This is a genomic window from Micromonospora sp. HM5-17 (assembly GCF_003762835.1).
GTDB lineage: Bacteria > Actinomycetota > Actinomycetes > Mycobacteriales > Micromonosporaceae > Plantactinospora.
Genome location: NZ_RJWA01000002.1, coordinates 653,454 through 671,781, shown reverse-complemented (window position 1 = coordinate 671,781; position 18,328 = coordinate 653,454). Strand labels below are relative to the sequence as shown.

The 18,328-nt window shown below is 71.6% G+C and carries 14 protein-coding genes; 5 read left to right on the top strand and 9 right to left on the bottom strand.

The window, feature by feature from the left end; all coding sequences use genetic code 11:
* Nucleotides 1–2: 2 nt before the first annotated feature.
* Nucleotides 3–323, bottom strand: coding sequence for a hypothetical protein (locus EF879_RS08150; protein ID WP_148086382.1), 321 nt, complete (start codon nucleotides 321–323; stop codon nucleotides 3–5).
* Between the two features lie 5 nt (nucleotides 324–328).
* Complete coding sequence (locus tag EF879_RS08145; RefSeq protein WP_123556356.1) at nucleotides 329–733, bottom strand: YbaB/EbfC family nucleoid-associated protein; 405 nt, start codon at nucleotides 731–733, stop codon at nucleotides 329–331.
* 23 nt (nucleotides 734–756) lie between these two features.
* On the opposite strand from EF879_RS08145, the gene EF879_RS08140 reads away from it, so the two are divergent.
* Entirely contained in the window at nucleotides 757–1,965 is a 1,209-nt protein-coding gene (locus EF879_RS08140; protein WP_158624135.1) for a S8 family serine peptidase, read from the top strand.
* Nucleotides 1,966–1,970: 5 nt separating this feature from the next.
* Here EF879_RS08140 and EF879_RS08135 read toward each other — a convergent pair whose 3' ends face one another.
* From EF879_RS08135 to eccD, 6 genes are all read right to left on the bottom strand, one after another.
* Entirely contained in the window at nucleotides 1,971–2,276 is a 306-nt protein-coding gene (locus EF879_RS08135) for a WXG100 family type VII secretion target (RefSeq protein WP_123556352.1), read from the bottom strand.
* A 2-nt stretch (nucleotides 2,277–2,278) separates the two neighbouring features.
* Nucleotides 2,279–2,617, bottom strand: coding sequence for a WXG100 family type VII secretion target (locus tag EF879_RS08130; RefSeq protein WP_123556350.1), 339 nt, complete (start codon nucleotides 2,615–2,617; stop codon nucleotides 2,279–2,281).
* 37 nt (nucleotides 2,618–2,654) lie between these two features.
* Nucleotides 2,655–4,172 carry a hypothetical protein gene (locus EF879_RS08125; protein ID WP_123556348.1) on the bottom strand — a complete coding sequence of 506 codons (1,518 nt, stop codon included), beginning with the start codon at nucleotides 4,170–4,172 and terminating at the stop codon, nucleotides 2,655–2,657.
* 15 nt (nucleotides 4,173–4,187) lie between these two features.
* Nucleotides 4,188–4,649 carry a hypothetical protein gene (locus EF879_RS08120; protein WP_123556346.1) on the bottom strand — a complete coding sequence of 154 codons (462 nt, stop codon included), beginning with the start codon at nucleotides 4,647–4,649 and terminating at the stop codon, nucleotides 4,188–4,190.
* Between the two features lie 65 nt (nucleotides 4,650–4,714).
* Complete coding sequence (eccB, locus tag EF879_RS08115; protein ID WP_158624134.1) at nucleotides 4,715–6,124, bottom strand: type VII secretion protein EccB; 1,410 nt, start codon at nucleotides 6,122–6,124, stop codon at nucleotides 4,715–4,717.
* 129 nt (nucleotides 6,125–6,253) lie between these two features.
* Nucleotides 6,254–7,642, bottom strand: a complete 1,389-nt coding sequence (gene eccD / locus EF879_RS08110; protein ID WP_123556342.1) for a type VII secretion integral membrane protein EccD — start codon at nucleotides 7,640–7,642, stop codon at nucleotides 6,254–6,256.
* Between the two features lie 45 nt (nucleotides 7,643–7,687).
* Between eccD and eccCa the strand changes: the two genes are divergently transcribed.
* The 4 genes from eccCa to EF879_RS27170 all read left to right on the top strand — a co-directional run bounded on the left by eccCa (nucleotide 7,688) and on the right by EF879_RS27170 (nucleotide 16,599).
* On the top strand, nucleotides 7,688–11,653 hold the full coding sequence (gene eccCa / locus EF879_RS08105; RefSeq protein WP_123556340.1) for a type VII secretion protein EccCa: 3,966 nt from the start codon (nucleotides 7,688–7,690) through the stop codon (nucleotides 11,651–11,653).
* Nucleotides 11,654–11,719: 66 nt separating this feature from the next.
* Nucleotides 11,720–13,807 (top strand): hypothetical protein, encoded by a 2,088-nt coding sequence (locus tag EF879_RS27175; protein WP_158624133.1) that lies wholly within the window; start codon nucleotides 11,720–11,722, stop codon nucleotides 13,805–13,807.
* A gap of 83 nt (nucleotides 13,808–13,890) precedes the next feature.
* Complete coding sequence (locus EF879_RS08095) at nucleotides 13,891–15,561, top strand: right-handed parallel beta-helix repeat-containing protein (protein WP_123556338.1); 1,671 nt, start codon at nucleotides 13,891–13,893, stop codon at nucleotides 15,559–15,561.
* A 9-nt stretch (nucleotides 15,562–15,570) separates the two neighbouring features.
* Nucleotides 15,571–16,599 (top strand): hypothetical protein, encoded by a 1,029-nt coding sequence (locus tag EF879_RS27170; RefSeq protein WP_158624132.1) that lies wholly within the window; start codon nucleotides 15,571–15,573, stop codon nucleotides 16,597–16,599.
* A 39-nt stretch (nucleotides 16,600–16,638) separates the two neighbouring features.
* On the opposite strand, the gene EF879_RS08080 is transcribed toward EF879_RS27170, so the two are convergent.
* Complete coding sequence (locus EF879_RS08080; protein ID WP_123556332.1) at nucleotides 16,639–18,276, bottom strand: glycosyltransferase 87 family protein; 1,638 nt, start codon at nucleotides 18,274–18,276, stop codon at nucleotides 16,639–16,641.
* Between the last annotated feature and the right edge of the window lie 52 nt (nucleotides 18,277–18,328).

Sequence of the window (18,328 nt, the reverse complement as noted above, 5' to 3'; positions counted from 1 at the left end):
GGTCAGACGGAGACACTCACACCTGGCTGTCCGAAAGCCTTTCCGGACATCCGGTCCGCCTCGGCAAGAGTCTCGAGTGCCTTCGTGGGTGCGTCACTGCCCTGCGCGATCGCGTCGAGAATCTGCTGCGCTGCCGTCGCGTACTCCTCGCTTCGCCTGGCGAAATCCGCCGCCGCATCCGATGTCACGGCGTCACCGGGCACGAAAGGGCTGGAGGAGGCAACGGCCTGAACCCGGGCGACGATATCGTTGCCGCGAGCCGCCATCGTCGCGAAGCGCGCGGCGGCAGACTCGGCGCCGGGCAGGACCCTGATCGTGGCCATCGTCCTCACTCCCCCATGAACGGCATCTGACGCCGGAACCGCTCCATCGCGCCGGTGAGGTCGCCGTCAGCGTACTGCTGAAGGGCTTCCTCGGAGGCGAACGGGCGGCAGATCTCCATGACCCGCCGCCGCGCTTCCTCGCCGGCAACCTCGATGGTGTCGAGGATGGTTTCGGCGAGGCGCTGTGAGTCGGGCTCGCGGTAGATCCGCGCGTCCAGGGACAGTTCGCGTGGCTTGCCGTCACTGCCCACCGTGACCCGCACCAGTCCGTCGCGCGAGACCGCGGTGACCCGGATATCCGCCAGTCTTTCCTGCAGAGTGGACATCGACCCGGTCATCTGGCGAAGCCGGTTGGCGAGTTCCTCCGCCTGCGCGCGCATCGCCCGCACCGTCTCGGGGTCGACCGTCATGGGATCACGGTACGCTGCGGACCGTGCGAGGGAAAGTCGGGTGTGGACGGGTCGTTCGACGGCCCGCGGCGGCCTGGGCCGCGGTGCTGGTGTTGCTCGCCGGTGTCGCGCCGTCGCTGGCGGCGAGACCTGCCCTGGCCGCCCCCGGTTGCTTCGGCGGCAAGCCCGCACCGGCCCCTCGCGCCACCGGCGACCAGTGGGCGCAGCGCTGGCTCGACCCGCGTCGGCTACACCGGCTCGGCACCGCCAGAACGGTCCGGGTCGCCGTGCTCGACTCCGGTGTGGACTCCTCCCATCGTCAGTTGGCCAAGGCCGTCGACCGGGGTTGGGACCTCGTCGCTGACGAGGCCGGTGGCACCATCGACTGCGTCGGCCACGGCACCGCGGTCGCCAGTCTGATCGCCGCCCGCCCCGACGGGGACGCCAGCCTGGTCGGCGTCGCCCCCGAGGCCCGGATCATCCCGATCCGGGTCAGCGAGAACGCCACCGGCTCAACCCGGTACCGGGACGTCACACCGGGCCGGCTCGCGGCCGGTATCCGCCGGGCGATCGCGTTGAAGGCCGACGTCATCCACGTCTCGTTCGCGGTCGGCAGCGGCAGTGCCGGGCTGCGGTCCGCGGTCGCGGACGCGGTCAGGCGACAGATCGTCGTGGTGGCGGCGGTCGGCGACGACACGGTTGGCGAAACCTACCCGGCGGCATACCCGGGGGTGCTCGGAGTCGGCGCGGTGGACCAGTCCGGGCAGCGCTGGACGGACTCGGGCTCCGGCCCGCACATGGACCTGATGGCCCCCGGGGTCAACCTGGTCGCGGCGGCCCGGGTCGACGGGCACGTCGCGATCGGCGGTACGGCGGCGGCCGCGGCACTGGTCAGCGGCGCGGCGGCGCTGGTCCGGGGCAACCATCCGAAGTGGACGGCAGCCCAGGTGGCCGAACACCTCCTCGCCACCGCCGATGGCACGCCCGGCGGGGCGTACAGCGTCGACTACGGCTACGGCAGTGTGAATCCGTACCGGGCGCTGGCCGAGCCGATCGGCACCCCGGTGCCGTCGCCCAGCCCGAAGCCGATGCCGGCGGCGGCCGTCAGGCCGTCACCGGAACCGGGGATGCCGGCGACCACCCGACGGGCACTGCTCTGGGCCGGCGGCGTCGGACTGGCGACCGCGCTGGTGGCGGTCGGATACGCGGCGGCGGTGGCGCTGCTGCGCCACCGCCGCCGGGTATCGGGCTGAACCGCTCAGATCTGGCCGGCGCGGGTGATCCGCGCCATGTTCTCGGCCTCGGCCTGCTGGAAGAGCTGGCTCGTCTCGTTGATCGCCTTGGTGATCGCCTGCTTGGCGAGCTGGACGTTCTTCATTGCGTTGTCCCAGTCCGCCTGCATGTCGTCGTACGAGATCGCGGAGCCACCCTGCCAGACACCGCCGGCGATCAGTGCGTCGATCTTGCTACGCAGCTGCTTCGACAGCGCGTCCACCTCGTTGATGTTGGCGAGGAAGTTCCGCTGGAGTTCCTCAAGCGACGCAAAGTCCACCAACAGCTGCATGGTCACGCTCCCCTCAGGATCGACTGGACGCCGCCGTCGCTGACCGCCACGAACGTATTGCTGGCCTGGGAGTCGTTGACCGCGAGGTTGTCGACGGTGAATCCCATGGCCTGACCGAGCTGCTGAAGGACCACGCTCAGCTGGTCCGCGGCGGTGTTGCCGGCCTCGGCGGCCATTTGGAAGCTCTCCGCCGCCCGGCCCTTGAACCGGTCCTCCATGCTCCGGCAGAGCGACCGCAGCTGCGTCACCAGTGCGGCGAGTTCCTCGGCGTTCCGTTCCACGTCGGCCGAGGTGGCCTGCATCAGTTCAAGATCGCCCTGTACGAGGTTCGCGTTAGGCATACCCGTTCCTTCCTCCCGACGACGCGCTCACCGCCCGTCAGGCTCCTGTCCCCCGAATCGTTGGGCGCGGCTCGCTGGTCGCGCTCTTCTTCGCCGCGGCGGCGGCGCCGCCGCGGTCCACTCCGGTGCCCCGGCTCGGCTTCGCCGCGGCAGCCGGGGCCGCGCGTCGCCGCCCCTCGCCGAGCGCCCCGGCGCGCTCCCGTCCCGGACGCGGTCCGCCGACCGTCTCGGGCGGCGGCATCATCGCCCGCGCGCTGAGTACCTGATGCCAACCGGTCGCGGCGGCGACCGGAGCGCCCATCGGCCCGTCGACTGCCGACCCGAGCGCGGTCGGAGACGGCATCTCCACCGCCGGCAGCGGCTGCGCGCCGCGCGCGGAGAGGGCCGTCGGCAGAGACTCGCTCGACGGCGGCTGCGCCAGCGGCTCGCCGAACCGGCCGGCGAGCGTGGCGCCGGGTGGACCGGAGCCGGCCGACGTCGTCGCAGACCAGGCGCCGGGCTGGCGGGGCGATGCGGCCGGGTGGAGGGGCGGCACGCCGAGGAGAAATCCGCGGCCAAGCAGGGCGCCGCCGGTCCCCGCCCCGCCGCTCTCACCGGACGGCGTGCTGACGTCGCCGCTCGGCACCGTCGGACCGAACCCGTGTTGCGACGTCGACCCGGCGGGGAACGATGGCGACGGCCGGCCGGAGTCGCCGTACGGCGGGACGGCCTCGGTGGAGACGCCCGGCGGCAGCGGCCCGGGTCCGTCGTACTGGATCAGCGACAGTGGGGTGATCTCCGGCGACTCCATGGACGGAGGCGTGTTGACCAACGGGTCGCTGAACTGGAAGACGACCGGCGTCGGTGACACCGGATCCGCGGTGTACGGCCGCCACGGATCTGCCTGGTCCGCGCCCTGGAAGGCGACCGGCACCTTTCCCGCCGACCCCATCCACTCGGCTGCCTTGATGAACTGCTCCCCCAGCTTCTTGCCGACCTCGATGATCAGGCGCAGGTACTTCTCGTGGACCTCCGCGTAGATGGCGGCGATCTGCGCCTTCAGCTTGGCTTCCTCGTCGTCGGGTATCTCGGGATTGTTGCGGGAGAGTTTGGGCGGAAACCCGTAGAAGGCGCCGTCGGCGGGGATTTTTGCCAGGTACTCGGCCTTGAACTGCTGCTCCAGCTCCTCCGCCTTCGCGTGGGCGTCCGCGATGTCCGAGGAGAGCTGATTGAGACGCTCGATTTTTTCGTCGAAGTGCTCGACCCAGTGGTCCAACCCGTACAGCGTCGCTCCGGCGAACCAGAAAAAGCGCCACGCGGCCTTCCCCGCGGACCACGCCTCACGGAGCCGGTGTGCCTGGGCGTCCAGCTGGTCGGCGGTACGCTGGAACATGCCCTGGATCTTCCCGTACTCCTTGGCGAGCTTGGCCGGGCCCTCCGGCTTCTCGCTGAGGATGACGCCCTTCACCTCGAAGAAGCTCTGGAACTTGTCCCATTGGGTGCTCCGCGGCGAGTCTACCTCTATCGACTGGCCGTCCGGCGATTCGTCATCGGTGAAGTAGTCGCGGCTGGGCATCGGGGTCGACCCGGGTCAGACGACGCCGGTGGGGGACGCGGCCGTGGTGGGGGCGGCGGGGTCGCGCGGCGTGGCGAAGAGGGCAATATCCTCGGCCGCAGGCTCGAAGAGCCGGGCTGACTGACGGTCGGTCCTGTCGTAGGCGTCCCCCATCGACCCGGCGGCGTTGCCCAGCGCGGAGAGCCCGAGCCGGGTCTCCTGGGCGAACAGCGCCAGGGCCCGGGTCTGCGCCACGGAGACGCTACGGAACCAGTTCCCCTCCTCAAGCTCGGTGTTCGTGCCGCGGGCGATCGGCTCGAGGCTGTTGGCGAACGCGACGACCTCTTGCTCGAAAGCCTCGGACTCCCCGCCGACGCCGCCGAGTGGCCCACGCGAACCGACCAGCCAGGTGGCGAACTCTTCGTGTGCCTCCGGATCGGTTCGGATCATGTTTTCCGCCAGGCCGTCCGAGGACGGCCCGGCCCCGTCGATCGTCATCTGTGACTCCACAGTGGATGAGCATCAGCGAGTCGGATAAATCGATCGCTAGCCGATGCTAGCCCTCATGGTCCAGACCCTGCCAGAGTCAATTCGCTCAGCACCGGCCCCTGCGGGAGCCGCTCGACCAATGTGCTCGGTTGCCGTACCGCCGCGACGTTGCGGTAGCCGAGCCGATCCAGCGCGGTTGCCGAACCGATCGCGTACCGCCAGCCGGTCTCGGTGACGAGGTAGACCGGACCGTCGACCGCGCTCGGACTGGCCATCGACCGGACGAGGGCCCCGCGCCGGGGCGGGACGACGACCTCGTCGGCGAGCAGCGCCCCGGCCGCCGAGGCGGGGGCGGCGGGGGCGGGGACGGCCGCCGGGTCGCGGGTCGGCACCGTACCGCCGACCGTCACCGCCCGCTGGTCCGAGCCGTCGGCGGTCACCGTGCAGACCACGCCGTTGCTGCGCGCCGCCGGAACGATCGCCGGCAGCCGGCCGTCGCCGGCGAGCGGGGTCGGCATCGGCTCCAGCTGGGTGACCCCGGCCAGTTGCACGGGGTTGCTGGCGATCGCCGGTGAGGTGTCGTCGGCCGTCGCCCGGATCAGCGCCTCCTGGAGTTCGGTCAGCGGTTGCAGCCCGTTCGGCCGCGCGACGAAGCGCCGCGCCTGCGTGCCCTCCTGCACGACGACGATCTGCCCCACCTTCACGGCCGCGAGCCCCTTCACCGACCCGCCTCGCCCGGCCACCTCCAACCGGTCCAGCGGCGGTCCCGTCGGAATGGCGGCGAGCCACGCGGGGCTGACCGGGACGATGTCCGGCCGGTTGATTCCCAGGGCCTGGCTCACCACGTCACGGTCGCGTACCTCGTGTCGGCTGCCGCCGTGGATGAGGAAGAGCTGCCCGGTGACGGCGTCGGCGACCGCCACCGCCTCTCCCGGCCCGAGCTGGCTCGGCGCGCTCCCCCGGCCCGCCACGGGCTGACCGCCGACCAGCACCACGCTTTCCGGTCGGCCGTTCGGCTGCCGGGCCGGCCGGACGCAGTACGACCAGGCGGCCCCGATCAGGTCCTTGGCCGCGGGCAGGACGGTCGGGGCGCCGGGAATCCCGACCAGCATGCCCCGGTTCCAGGTCAGGGAGGCGCGAGACACCCGGATCGGCTTCTCCGAGACGCCGCGCAGCAGCGCCGCCGAGGCGAAGTTCGCCACCGGGTAGAGCACCCCGTTGCCGCAGACGTACGGCGCGCCGGTCTCCGCCTCGATGATGATCTGTTCGCAGGACTGCCACCGCTTGTTGCCGGCCGGGCGGATGAATCCGTAGATCCCGACCGCGGCGACGGCGATGACCAGCACCATCACCGCGACCAACGTCGCGGCCGGCAGTCGGACACCCGACCATTCGAGCGGGTCCGGCTGGTGGGTCACGAACGAGGCGAGCAGCCGCCGGCGCAGGAACTGCCGCGAGTGGATGAGGTCCCGTCTGGTCAGCACCCCGCCGCTCCCCTCCGCCCCAGCCGCCACGCGGGCGCGGCGACACCACGGTCAACCAACGAAACCCCGGACGTGGACTCGCGCCAGCGGCCAGCCGCCCGGGCCTCGCGCGTCACCTCACGCCCCCGGTCAGCCACTGAGGCCCCGCACGTAACCGAACAGCCCGGACAGCTCCGCGGCGAAGATCACGCTGATCACGATCAACACGAACTCCGTGAGGTCGCCGATCCGGCCGAGCTGCGGCGACGCCTGCCGGTGGGCGTACGTGCGCCCGCTCGCGTACGCGACGGCGACGGCGAGCAACACCAGCGCCAGCACGGGGGCGACCGCCCGGACCCGGTCGTCAACATCGACGTCTGACCAGGTCAGCACGGCCAGCGCCAGTGCGGCCACGATCGCTGCCGAGAGCAGCGGCACCCGGTGCCGTACCGCCGCGAACGCCCGGGCCCGCAGGGCGCAGATCAGCACGACCGCAACCGCGAGCAGTCGGGCCGAAATGTCCTCCGGATCGGCCACCACGACGACGGTGCCGACCAGTGTCGCGCAGATTCCCCAGAGCAGTCCGGTGAGTATGTCGTCGCCGCGGCGGACCAGTACGGCGATCTGGTCCGGGGGCGGGAACGGTTCGTCCTCCGGGACCTCCGCCGCCGGTCTCGGCACGGTTGGAGCCGGCATCCCGGCCTGGTACAGCGCGATCCGGGGCAGCCACGGCGAGACGAGCACCAGCGCGGCGGCCAGGCAGCCGGCCGCCGCGACCGGAGTCTGCACCGTGGTCAGCACGGCGCCGACCGCGCCGAGCAGGCCCGCGACGACGACCCCCAGATGCACCTCGCGGCGGACCGGCACCGCGAGCAGACTCACCACGCCGGTGAGGACCACCGTCGCGCACCCCACCAGCAGCGTCGCGACATCGAGCCGCAGCGCATTGGTGACCAGCAGGACCGAGCCGACCACCGCGTACGCGTATCCGGCTACCGAGAACAGCAGCGCGATTCCCCGGTCCCGCCAGATCCGGGCGACCAGTGCGGACGCGGCCACCGCCAGGACCGCGGTGACGAGCGCCGAGACGGCGGCCGCGGTCCAGTTTGGACCCGCCTGCAAGACGAGCACCATGCCGAGCAGGAGGAACAGTGCGGTGGCGACGCCAGCGGCCCGACGGGTGTGCCGGCCGTCCCAGACCGCGCCGAGCCGTTTCGCCTCCTGACCCACCGCCTCGGCCAGGTCGTCGTACTCCGGCTCGGGCCAGTGTTGGTCCTGAGGGGACAGTAAGAGCGTTTCACCGTCGACGACGCCCGACGCGCTGAGCGAGCGCGACGAGTCGAGTACCCGGCCGTCGAGCCGACGCAGCACCCAGCCGTGGTGGGATACTCCCTCGTCGGCCAGGCCGTTTCCCGCGTGCCGGAGCAGGGTCGGCAGCAGCGTCACCAGCGGCAAATACTCGGGCACCGAGAGGTCCACCCGCCGCTGTGGACTCATCAGTACGATCCGGGTCAGTTTCGGCATCGCCGTCTGCGCCATGATGCTCCAGACATCGTCGACCGGCTACGTTCGGAGGTTCGGGCCGTGAGCATGGTAGTCCGCAAGCGTCCGGCTCGGCGGCCGGCGCCGCCCTATCCCAGTGGCGAGATCGTGCTCGAGTCCGCGCCCGAGATTCCGGCGCCGAGCGGTCGCGCGTGGACACATTTGCTGATGTTGCTGCCGATGCTCGCCGGCTCGCTCGCGCTGGCGCTGATGTTCGCCGGCCAGCGTGGCGGCCCGCTGGCGTACGTGACCGGTGGACTGTTCGGGGTCTCCGCCATCGGCATGCTGCTGATGCAACTCTCAATCCATGGCAGCGGCGCCAACAAGCAGGAAATGCACAACCGGCGCCGCGAGTTCCTGTGGGACCTCGACGCCTGCCGGAGAGCCGTCCGAAAAACCATCCGCGAGCAACGCAACGCCGAGTACTACCGGCACCCCGACCCGGCCGGGCTGTGGGCGCTGGTCGACAGCGCGCGGCTCTGGGAGCGCCGACGGTCTGATCTGGACTACTGCCTGGTACGCCTGGGACTGGGGCCGCGCGAGCTGGCGACCCGACTCGTCCCGGGGCCCACCACCGGACCGGAGCGGGCCGAACCGGTCGCCGCGGCGGCGCTGCGCCGCTTCCTCGCCGCCTACCGCGAGGTCTCCGACCTGCCGGTGGTGCTGGCGCTCAACGGGTTCGGCCGGATCTACGTCCAGGGCGACCTCGGCCAGGCTCGCGGGATGGTGCGGGCGCTGCTGGCCCAGGCCGCCACCTTCCACGCCCCGGAGGACCTCCTGATCGGCGTCTGCGTCGGCGAGTCGGCCCGGACCCGCTGGGAGTGGACGAAGTGGCTGCCGCACACCCAGCACCCGGACGCGGTCGACGCGCTCGGGCCGCTGCGGCTGATCGCGCCCGGCGTGGTCGGGCTGGAGGCGATGATGGAGCAGTTGCTCGCGAACCGCCCCCGGTTCGACGCCAGCGTCTCCGAGTCGCAGCACGCCGGCCCGCACATCATCATCGTGGTCGACTCCGGGGACATCAGCGGCGCCGACTACCTCACCGCCGAAAGCGGGGTGGAGGGGGTGACGGTGATCGACCTGACCACGCCGCCCCCGCGCAACCTCGACCGGGCAACCCTGGTGCTCGAGATCGCCGACGACGGCACGATGACCGCCCGTACCTTCGACGGGACCCGTCCGCTCGGCCGCGCCGACGCGCTCGGGTTGGTGGCCGCCGAGGCGCTGGCGCACCAGCTCGCCCCGCTCCGGCTCGTCTCGGCCAGCGGCAGCGAACGGACGATGAACGCCGAGCACGGGCTGGCCGACCTGCTCGGCATCGGCGATCCCCGAACGCTGGACGTCCGGCAGACCTGGGCACCCCGGCCGACCCGGAAGCGGCTCCGGGTGCCGATCGGAATCGGCCCGGACGGCGAGCAGATCGAGCTGGACCTCAAGGAATCGGCCCAGGACGGCATGGGCCCGCACGGACTGCTGATCGGGGCCACCGGCTCCGGCAAGTCCGAGCTGCTCCGGACCCTGGTACTCGCGCTCGCCGTGACCCACCCGCCGGAGATCCTCAACTTCGTGCTGGTGGACTTCAAGGGCGGCGCGACCTTCACCAAGCTCGACCTGCTGCCGCACACCAGCGCGGTCATCACCAACCTCGCCGACGAGCTGCCGCTGGTGGACCGGATGACCGACGCGGTCAACGGCGAGCTGGTCCGCCGGCAGGAGCTGCTCCGCAAGGCCGGCAACTACGTCTCGCAGCGGGACTACGAGCGGGCCCGGGCCGCCGGCGCACCACTGGATCCGCTGCCCAGCCTCTTCATCGTCTGCGACGAGTTCAGCGAGCTGCTCTCCGCCAAGCCCGACTTCATCGACATGTTCGTCCAGATCGGACGCGTCGGTCGGTCGCTCGGTATCCACCTGTTGCTGGCCAGCCAGCGGCTGGAGGAGGGCCGGCTGCGGGGCCTGGACACCCACCTGTCGTACCGGATCGGGCTGCGGACGTTCTCCCCGACCGAGAGCCGGGTGGTGCTGGGGGTCGCGGACGCGTACGAGCTGCCGCGCGCTCCCGGGCACGGCTTCCTCAAGTACGGCACCGAGCCGATGATCCGATTCCGGGCAGCCTACGTCTCCGGCACCTACCGCGGCCACGAGGAGGCGGGCACCGGCGACGGCCCGGAACCGGAGGTGTACGAGTTCCAGTCCGGCTACGTCGCCCCGGTGGAGAGCGAGGACGCCGCGTCGGAGACCGACGAGCCCGACGCCGGAAACGACGTCGGCGGGCAGAGCCTGCTCGACATCCTCACCGAACGGCTGCACGGCAAGGGCACCCCGGCGCACCAGGTGTGGCTTCCCCCGCTGGCCGACCCGCCGTCGCTGGAGCAGCTCACCGGTCCGCTGGCCCGGCATCCGGAGCGGGGATTCGGCGTCGCCGACGACCGGCTCGCCGGGCAGCTCCAGGCCCCGCTCGCCCTGGTCGACAAGCCGTTCGAGCAGCGCCGGGACACCCTTACCCTGGACCTGTCCGGTGCCTCCGGCCACGTGGTGATCGTCGGTGCGCCGCAGACCGGCAAGAGCACCATGCTGCGTACCCTGATCTGCAGCCTGGCCCTGACCCACACGCCGCGCGAGGTGCAGTTCTACTGCCTGGACTTCAGCGGTGGCAGCCTCACCAGCCTCCTCGACCTGCCGCACGTCGGCGGGGTCGCGCCGCGGCGCGACGTCAACCGCGTCCGGCGGACCGTCGCCGAGGTGGTCGAGGTCCTCAACCACCGGGAGCAGCTCTTCGTCGAGCGGGGCATCGAGTCGATGGCGATGTTCCGCCGCCTGCGGCGCGCCGGGGAGCTGCCCGACGAGCGGCACGGCGACGTGTTCCTGGTCGTCGACAACTGGCAGACGCTCCGTAACGAGTTCGAGGACATCGAGGACCGGGTGGTCGACCTGGCCAACCGGGGGCTGTCGTACGGCATCCACATCGTCGGTGCCGCCTCCCGCTGGTTCGACCTGCGCGGACCGATCCGCGACCTCTTCGGCACCAAGCTCGAACTCCGGCTCACCGACCCCTCCGACTCGTACATCGACCGGCGGGCGGCGGCGAACGTCCCGGAGAAGAGCCCGGGCCGGGGCATCACGCCGGACGGGCACCAGAGCCTGGTGGCACTCCCCCGGATCGACGGAAAGAGCGACGTCACCGACCTGGCCGACGGCACCCGGGCGCTGGTGGAGGCGGTACGCACGGCGTGGTCGGGGCCGCCGGCACCCGCCGTACGGCTGCTGCCGCAGCGGGTGCCGTACGCGGACCTGCTCGTCGGCGACCAGGACCAGCCGGGGATCCCGATCGGCATCGCGGAGAACGACCTCCTACCGGTCCGGTTCGACCCCACCGGCAGCGACCCGCACCTGATGCTGTTCGGCGACAACGAGTCGGGCAAGTCGACCTTCCTCCGCGTCTTCGCCCGCGGCATCGCGGAGCGGTACACGCCGAAGGAGGCGCGGATCATCGCCATCGACTACCGGCGGTCGCTGCTCGGCGGGCTGCCCGAGAGCCACCTGCTCGGCTACGGCACCTCCAACGAGACCAGCGCTCAGCTCCTCGGCGACGCAGCCGTGGTGATGCGGGAGCGGCTGCCCGGCCCGGACGTCACGCCCGAGCAGCTCCGCGACCGGAGCTGGTGGAAGGGGCCGGAGCTGTTCGTCCTGGTCGACGACTACGACCTGGTGGCCGGCGACCACAACCCGCTGCGGGTGCTGCACGACTTCCTCGCCCAGTCCCGGGAGATCGGGATGCACCTGATCATCGCCCGTCGCTCCGGTGGCGCGAGCCGGGCCTTCTTCGACCCGATCCTCAAGCGCCTCCGGGACCTCGCCACCCCGGGCATCGTGATGTCCGCCGACCGGGACGAGGGAGTGCTGCTCGGCAACGTCCGCTGTGGACCGCTGCCAACCGGGCGAGGCTGGTACGTCACCCGCAAGGAGGGCGCGCGGCTCATCCAGTGTGGATGGTTGGAGCCGGTCACCTGACGGGCTGTTCCGTGCGTCCGACTGGCGCTACCGTGTGCGTGGACTTCTAGCCGTAGGGGGAGTTCGATGGCGGAGCCAAGGATCGACATCAAGGACCTCAACGCGCTGCAAACCTATGGCACCCAGATGCAGTCCGCCGAGGCTCTCGGTGATCTTGACGCGATCAACCAGCAGAAGCCGATGAGCAGCACGGCCCAGACGCTGAAGGGAGTAAACCCAGACTTTCTGGAGGCGAGATCCTTCGCCGAGAAAGCCAGGGTCCAGTCCGACGCGCTCGAACGATTCATCTCCGATGTCCGCTCCGGGGTCGACGCCTATGCTCACTTCGCCCTGGGAAGCATGGCCAGATATCTGGAGGCCGACCTCAGGAGCGAGGCGAAGATGGCCAAGATCGAGGAGGCCATCCGGAGCAACGCGCTCAAGGGCCAGTTCAACCCGTACGAGGCCGGCGAACCGTACGCGAACTTCGGCTGGGACAACCTCAGCGCGCTGCTACAGGCGCACCAGGCCGGACGCCACCTCACCGGATCCCAGTACTACGACAGCCAGCCCGCCGGGGGCGGCGCAGCCGCCCCGCAGGGTGGGGGCGAAACGGGTGGCAAGACCCAGTGGCGTACGGGCATTCACTACGGTGACACCTTCCTGAACGTCCACCGCATCGTCACCCAGGAACCGGCGCAGCTGCTCGAGACGTTGGCGGATCTCTGGGGCAACGCTGCCAACAGTCTCTATGCGGTCAAGGAGCACATCACCACGCGGACCAGGGAGCTGCGCAAGGACTGGGACAGCCCCTCCGCCGAGGTGCTGGCTGAACGAGTTGAGGAGTCTGCGACGTCGATCGACGCCTGGGTCGACAACACCAGGTGGCGGTCGAGGTGGATGGCGTGGATCAGTAGTGGGCTCCACTCCGCCCAGTTTTGGCTCAATCTGACGGTGCCACTTGTGAAGGCTGTCATTGCGACGATCGACAAACTCGCCGCCGACCCATTGACCGACAACACCGAGCAGATCGATAAATTTCAGAAGCTGCTCAAGAAATTCGATGACGAGGCCGTCAAGGTAGCCGAGCGGCTGGTCGCTTACTACACCAGTGGTGGTTCCTGGGTTTCGCTGCCCAAGTATCCCGGGCTCCTCGGAATCCCGGCGGCGACCGCACCACCCGACGGATGGGAAAGCCGATTCCGGAACGGCGGGAACGGTGCGCCCCGCACCCCGGGCGGCGGCCCCGGCGCGCCCGGTGGCGGCGGTGTCGGCACCGGCAGCAGAGGCGCACCGGGCGCGGAGGCCGCACGTAAGCAACTGGAGGACCTCCGTAAACAGCAGGAGCGGCTGCGCAAGGAGGAGGAGAAGCGGCGGAAGGAGTACAACGACGCCGTACGCAAGCTCAACGAAGACGCGAAAAAGCAGCAGGAACAACTGCGCCAACAGCAGGAGCGACAGCGCCAGCAGGAGGAGGAGGAGCTGCTGAAGCAACAACAGCAGCAACAGGGGCAGGTCGATGACAGCCTGCCCAACGGGCAACAAGGCTCTCCTCCGCTGACCCAGCAGGATCTCGACGACCTACAGCGGCAGTTGGAGGAGCAACTCGGGCAACTGCCACAGCCGACGCCGCCGCCGGGCCAGGACGATGCCGGGCTGCCCGGCTGGGTCCCGACTCCGATCCCGGGTGGGATCGGCGCCGGGTTGGGTGGGCTCGGGTCCGGGCTCGCCGGCGGCGGCATCGGTGGTGGCGGCGGGATCGGCGGTGGCGGCGGCGGTGGCTTCGGCCGGCCCGGCGTCTCGACCGGCATCCCGACCAGCGGCGCCGTGGACCTGATGGGACGCGCCGGCAGCGGCCCCGCGACGACCAGCGTCGGCACGCCCGCGCTCAGCGGTCGGGCGACCGGCGCCGGTGTGCCGTTCGTCCCGCCGATGTACCCCCCGATGGCCGGTGCCGGTGCGGGCGGCGGCCCGACCCTGGGTGGCCGGCGCAGTCGCCCGGTCCTGCCGGAGGAGGCGCCGAAGCCGGCCGTGAAGCCGCGCGTGGTCGACCCCGAGGGCGACGGCACGACCACGGCCCGCCGGTACCGGGACGGTGACCGCCGCGCGACGGTGACCGAGCCGGCCCGCAGGCCGGAGGTCGAGGGGGGTCAGGCACTCGGCCGGTTGGCGTGATCGTGACGGCTTCCCCCCGCGGTCCCTGCTGCTAAAGTCCTCTCAGGACCATTCTCTTTCCCTCCCATCCCCTCCGCGGAGCCATGACACACACCGTTCAGGTCTCGGCCGCCTTGCCCGGGGCGTACCCCACCATCGCCGACGCGATCCAGAACGCGCCGGACGGAGCGACGATCATGGTTGCCCCCGGTGAGTACCACGAGAACCTGACCGTGTCGGGCCGCCAGCTCGGCATCGCGGCCAGCAACGGACCGGGCACGGTGACCGTGGTCGCCCGGAACCCCGGGGCGCCGGTGATCGACTGTCAGCGTGCCACGGTGGAGCTCGCCGACCTCGTGCTGGAGGGCAGCGACGAGCCGACGGTGAACGTGACAGGTGGCAGCGTCACGATCCGGGACTGCGTCCTCGCGGCCGGTCCGGCGGCGGCGATCCGGATCAGCTCCCGGGCCAGGTTCGAGCTGGCCCGGTGCAAGGTGTCCCGGGCCCACGTCGGCCTCTACCTGGACAACTGCGCCGGTACGGCGGTGGACTGCCAGGTCACCGACGTGGTGGAGGACGGGGTCATCATCCGCTCCGCCGACCCGGTGCTGCGCAACTGCACCATCACCGACTGCGGCTACCGCGGCATCTACGTCTACGAGTACTCGCGGCCGACGATCGAGAACTGCGAGATCGCCCGGGTCGGCGAGGTCGGCATCGCGGTCGCCCAGCAGAGTTCACCGACCCTGCGCGGCTGCTGGGTACACGACGCCCGGGGCGTCGGAATCAGCCTGGGTGCCGACTGCGGCGGCGAACTGGTCGACTGCCGGACCGAGTCCACGGCGAGCCCCGGCATCCTGGTGCCGCCGGGCTCCCGGGCCGAGGTCACCACCAGCGAGCGCCGGCGCCGGGGCCAGGTCGGCGCCGCGGAGCGGGCCGGCGCGGCAGACGACGGCAAGGTCGAGCGGCTGCTGGCGGAGCTCGACGCCCTGATCGGCCTGCCGGGGGTCAAGCGCGAGGTCCGGGCCATCGTCGACGAGATCCAGGTGAACGAGTGGCGGCGCAGCGGCGGCCTCACCGTCGCACCGACCACCAACCACATGGTCTTCGCGGGCGCCCCGGGCACCGGCAAGACGACCGTGGCCCGCCTGTTCGGCCAGCTTCTCTCCGCCCTGGGCGTGCTGCCCCAGGGCACCGTCAAGGAGGTCGCCCGCCGGGACCTCGTGGGACAGTACCTGGGCCACACCGCCGAGAAGACGACGGCGGCCTTCGAGGCCGCGCTCGGCGGGGTCCTCTTCATCGACGAGGCGTACACCCTGTCGCGGTCGTTCGGCTCCGGGGGCGACTTCGGCCAGGAGGCGATCGACACCCTGGTCAAGCTGATGGAGGATCACCGGCACGAGGTCGCGGTCATCGTCGCGGGCTACACCGACGAGATGCAGCACTTCCTGGACGCCAACCCCGGCCTCGCCTCGCGGTTCAACAAGACGATCGAGTTCGAGAACTACACCGCCGAGGAGCTGGCCGAGATCTTCAACTCGATGGCCGAGTCGAACGAGTACGCGATCACCGAGGAGGTGCGAGACGGCCTCATCCGGTACTTCGCCGGGCGGATGCACGACCGCAACTTCGGCAACGGCCGCGAGGCGCGCAAGCTCTTCGAGGGGATGCGGAAGGCGCAGGCACAGCGGCTACGCCAGCTCCGTCGGGTTCCCACGCCCGAGGAGCTGCAGCTCCTCGTGGTGGAGGATCTCATCGAGGCGACTCAGGCGTAGCGGGGAGCCGTGATCTGTCCCGAGTGCGGCCAGGAGGCCGAGGCCGGTGCCGCCTACTGCCTGAACGCCGCGTGCGGTGCGCGGCTTCCGGGCGCCGGCTCCACACCGTCCCGGGAAACGGCCAGTTCGGCGACCTCCGCGCCCCGCGACGCCATCGAGGACCCCGGGCCCGGGTCACCCCCCACCCCCGCACCGCCCAGCAACGGCGGTCCCACCAACGACGGCCCCACCAACGACGGCCCCGGCGCGGCGCCGCCGTCGAGCGGCGGGTCGGAGGCAGCCGCCCCAGTAGCCGCCTCCGGCGGCGGGTTGGTCGGCTCGGGACGGTCGGCCCCTCGACCCGGGCCGACCGTCCCCGTCAGCCGACTGCTTCCGGTCGGCGCGGTCGTGCTGGTCCTCGTCCTCGCCGGGTCGATCGGACTGTTCACTCGGGATCGCGCCGGGCCACCGGAGCCGGTCCCGGTCGTGGTCGCTCCGACCGGGATGCCGGTCGAGCTTGCCCCGAGCGGAGTGCCGGTCGACCTCCCGGGAGTGACCGCCACCCCGGCGCCGGCCCGCTCGCCGACGCCAAGCGCCAACCCGGCACCCACGCGTCGCACTCCGGGGACGGGAGCAGCCCGGACGACCCCGGCCGGGCAGCCGAGGCCGACCTCGCGACGTACGACGACCGCACCGGCCCGGCCGGCTCCCACCACCCCCAGCCGGACCAGCAGCGGGTCACCGTACCTGACCGCGTCGGTGAGTGCGTTCTGCCGGGGCGGGGGGAGCTGGGCCTTCACCATCTCCGGGCGGCTGCACGGCGCCTCCGCCGGCTACTACCCACACGGGTGGGTGTACCACTCGAACCGGAGCGGGGGCTACGGCTACCCCATCGACGGCGACAGCTCGACCCACTTCTCCGGCACCGTTCCCCCGGACTGGGGCGGCGAACACACGTTGACCGCCCCCTCGGCGCGGTGGGAGCTGGAGGTCTGGCTCAACCGACGGATGGACGGCGAGGGTCTCCTGGCCAGTGGCACCGTCCGCAACCCCTGCTGACCGGCCGAACACCGCCGGACGGTGGGCCGGCGGTGGGGCCTACTCCGGGTCGAGTTCGTCGCGGTACGTCGCGATCGGCCGGCCGTCGACGCCGTACGCGGTCAGCTCCCCGTGCGCCAGGTTCGCGGCCCGGAACGAGAAGACCCGCTGCCCGGGGTAGACCGGCAGCAGCGGGATGCTCCGGGCGACGCCCCCGGGCGCGGACCGGTACTCCAACCGGCTGACGGTCCCGTCGACCACGCCGTTGACCCGTACCTTGGTCCGCTCGCGGCCCACACCGAACCGGATCGGCGCCCCGGCTGCGTAGTCGGCACACTGCACCTGGCTGCGGCAGACGAAGAAGTACCGGGGATTCGACACGTCGGTCACTCCGTACGCCTTGAAGGTCGGATCGGCGCCGGCCGGCAGCGGCTGGACGGCGAAGAAGGCGACCGTGGCGGCCGCGGCGGTGCCGACCCGCCACCAGCCGCGCGCGGTCGAGGTACGTCTCCCCGCGGCCACCGCGGCAACGGCGACCCCGCCGAATCCGGCCAGGCAGACGGCGACCACCGCCAGCGCCCGCGCGTTCTCGAAGAGGAACTGCATTCCCGGGGTCAGCGCGACCTGGTTGAGCAGCGCGCCGAGGGAGAGAACCATCACGACCAGCAGGGCCACCCCGGCGACGCGCCGGGCGAGCCCGGCGGCGCCGATCAGGAGCATCGCGGCCAGCACCGGCCAGATCTGGTGGTGGGTCCAGGAGACCGGCGAGGCGGCCACCGTCGCGCACCCGACGAGGACGGCCGCGTGCCCGCCCTGTCCCGCCAGGTCCACCTGCCGCGCGCGCAGCAGCGCCACACCACAGACGACCAGCACCAGGGATGCCCAGAGCAGGGGGAACGTCTCGGCCGCCACGCCCGCCCGCAGCAGCACGCCGTGTAGGGACTGGTTGCCCAGCGAGGCCAGGTTGCCGATCCGCTCGGTGTGCACGACCGTGCCGGTCCAGAAGGTCCAGCTGTCGGTGGGCAGGACGAGGGCGCCGAGAAGGCCGCAGACCAGGAAGGCCGCCGTGGCGCGGAGGGCGGCGCGATACCGGCGGGCGAGGAGGAAGAACACGACGAACAGCAGGGGGGTCAGTTTGATCGCGGCGGCGACGCCGACGAGTACGCCCCGGTGGCGCGCCGGGGTCAGACCCATGCCGTCGACGAGGGCCAGCAGGACGACGAAGACGCTGACCTGGCCGAACCGCAGGTTGCTCTGGGCCGGCGCGGAGACGAGCAGGGCGCAGGCGATCGCCGCGACGACGACCGGGCGTCGCTCCGGCCGGCCGACGACCCGGCCCACCGCCGCCGCGGTCGCGGCGATCGCCAGACAGGTCAGGGCAAGCCAGCAGATCTGGAGGAGCGGTTCCGGCACCAGCCCGATCGGCCAGAGCACGAGGGCCGCGAACGGCGGGTAGGTGAACGGCCCCCCGTTTGCGGCGACGAAGTCGTACAGCGGGTGCCCCGCCTGGAGGTGGCGGACCGCCCCGTAGTAGATGTGCAGGTCCGAGAGCCGTTCCCAGGCGGGTCGGCGCAGGACCAGCCCCGCGGACACCACGGCGGTCACGGCGAAGAGTCCCCAGAGCACGGCCGGGCGGCACCAGCGGGCCGCCGCCCGCCGTACGCCGGTCTCCGGGCCCCGCGTCAGCCGAGCCGCCATGGCGTGAGTCTAGGCCGTCGGCGTTGTCGGCGACTCGGGGTGCGAACGGTCG

Bases quoted from the DNA above. Each gene is read 5' to 3' on its own strand.
- EF879_RS08080 (WP_123556332.1), bottom strand. From the start codon at position 18,276: ATGGCGGCTCGGCTGACGCGGGGCCCGGAGACCGGCGTACGGCGGGCG.
- EF879_RS08130 (WP_123556350.1), bottom strand. From the start codon at position 2,617: ATGCCTAACGCGAACCTCGTACAGGGCGATCTTGAACTGATGCAGGCC.
- EF879_RS08135 (WP_123556352.1), bottom strand. From the start codon at position 2,276: ATGCAGCTGTTGGTGGACTTTGCGTCGCTTGAGGAACTCCAGCGGAAC.
- EF879_RS08095 (WP_123556338.1), top strand. From the start codon at position 13,891: ATGACACACACCGTTCAGGTCTCGGCCGCCTTGCCCGGGGCGTACCCC.
- EF879_RS08150 (WP_148086382.1), bottom strand. From the start codon at position 323: ATGGCCACGATCAGGGTCCTGCCCGGCGCCGAGTCTGCCGCCGCGCGC.
- eccD (WP_123556342.1), bottom strand. From the start codon at position 7,642: ATGGCGCAGACGGCGATGCCGAAACTGACCCGGATCGTACTGATGAGT.
- EF879_RS08120 (WP_123556346.1), bottom strand. From the start codon at position 4,649: ATGACGATCGACGGGGCCGGGCCGTCCTCGGACGGCCTGGCGGAAAAC.
- EF879_RS08145 (WP_123556356.1), bottom strand. From the start codon at position 733: ATGACGGTCGACCCCGAGACGGTGCGGGCGATGCGCGCGCAGGCGGAG.
- EF879_RS08125 (WP_123556348.1), bottom strand. From the start codon at position 4,172: ATGCCCAGCCGCGACTACTTCACCGATGACGAATCGCCGGACGGCCAG.
- EF879_RS27175 (WP_158624133.1), top strand. From the start codon at position 11,720: ATGGCGGAGCCAAGGATCGACATCAAGGACCTCAACGCGCTGCAAACC.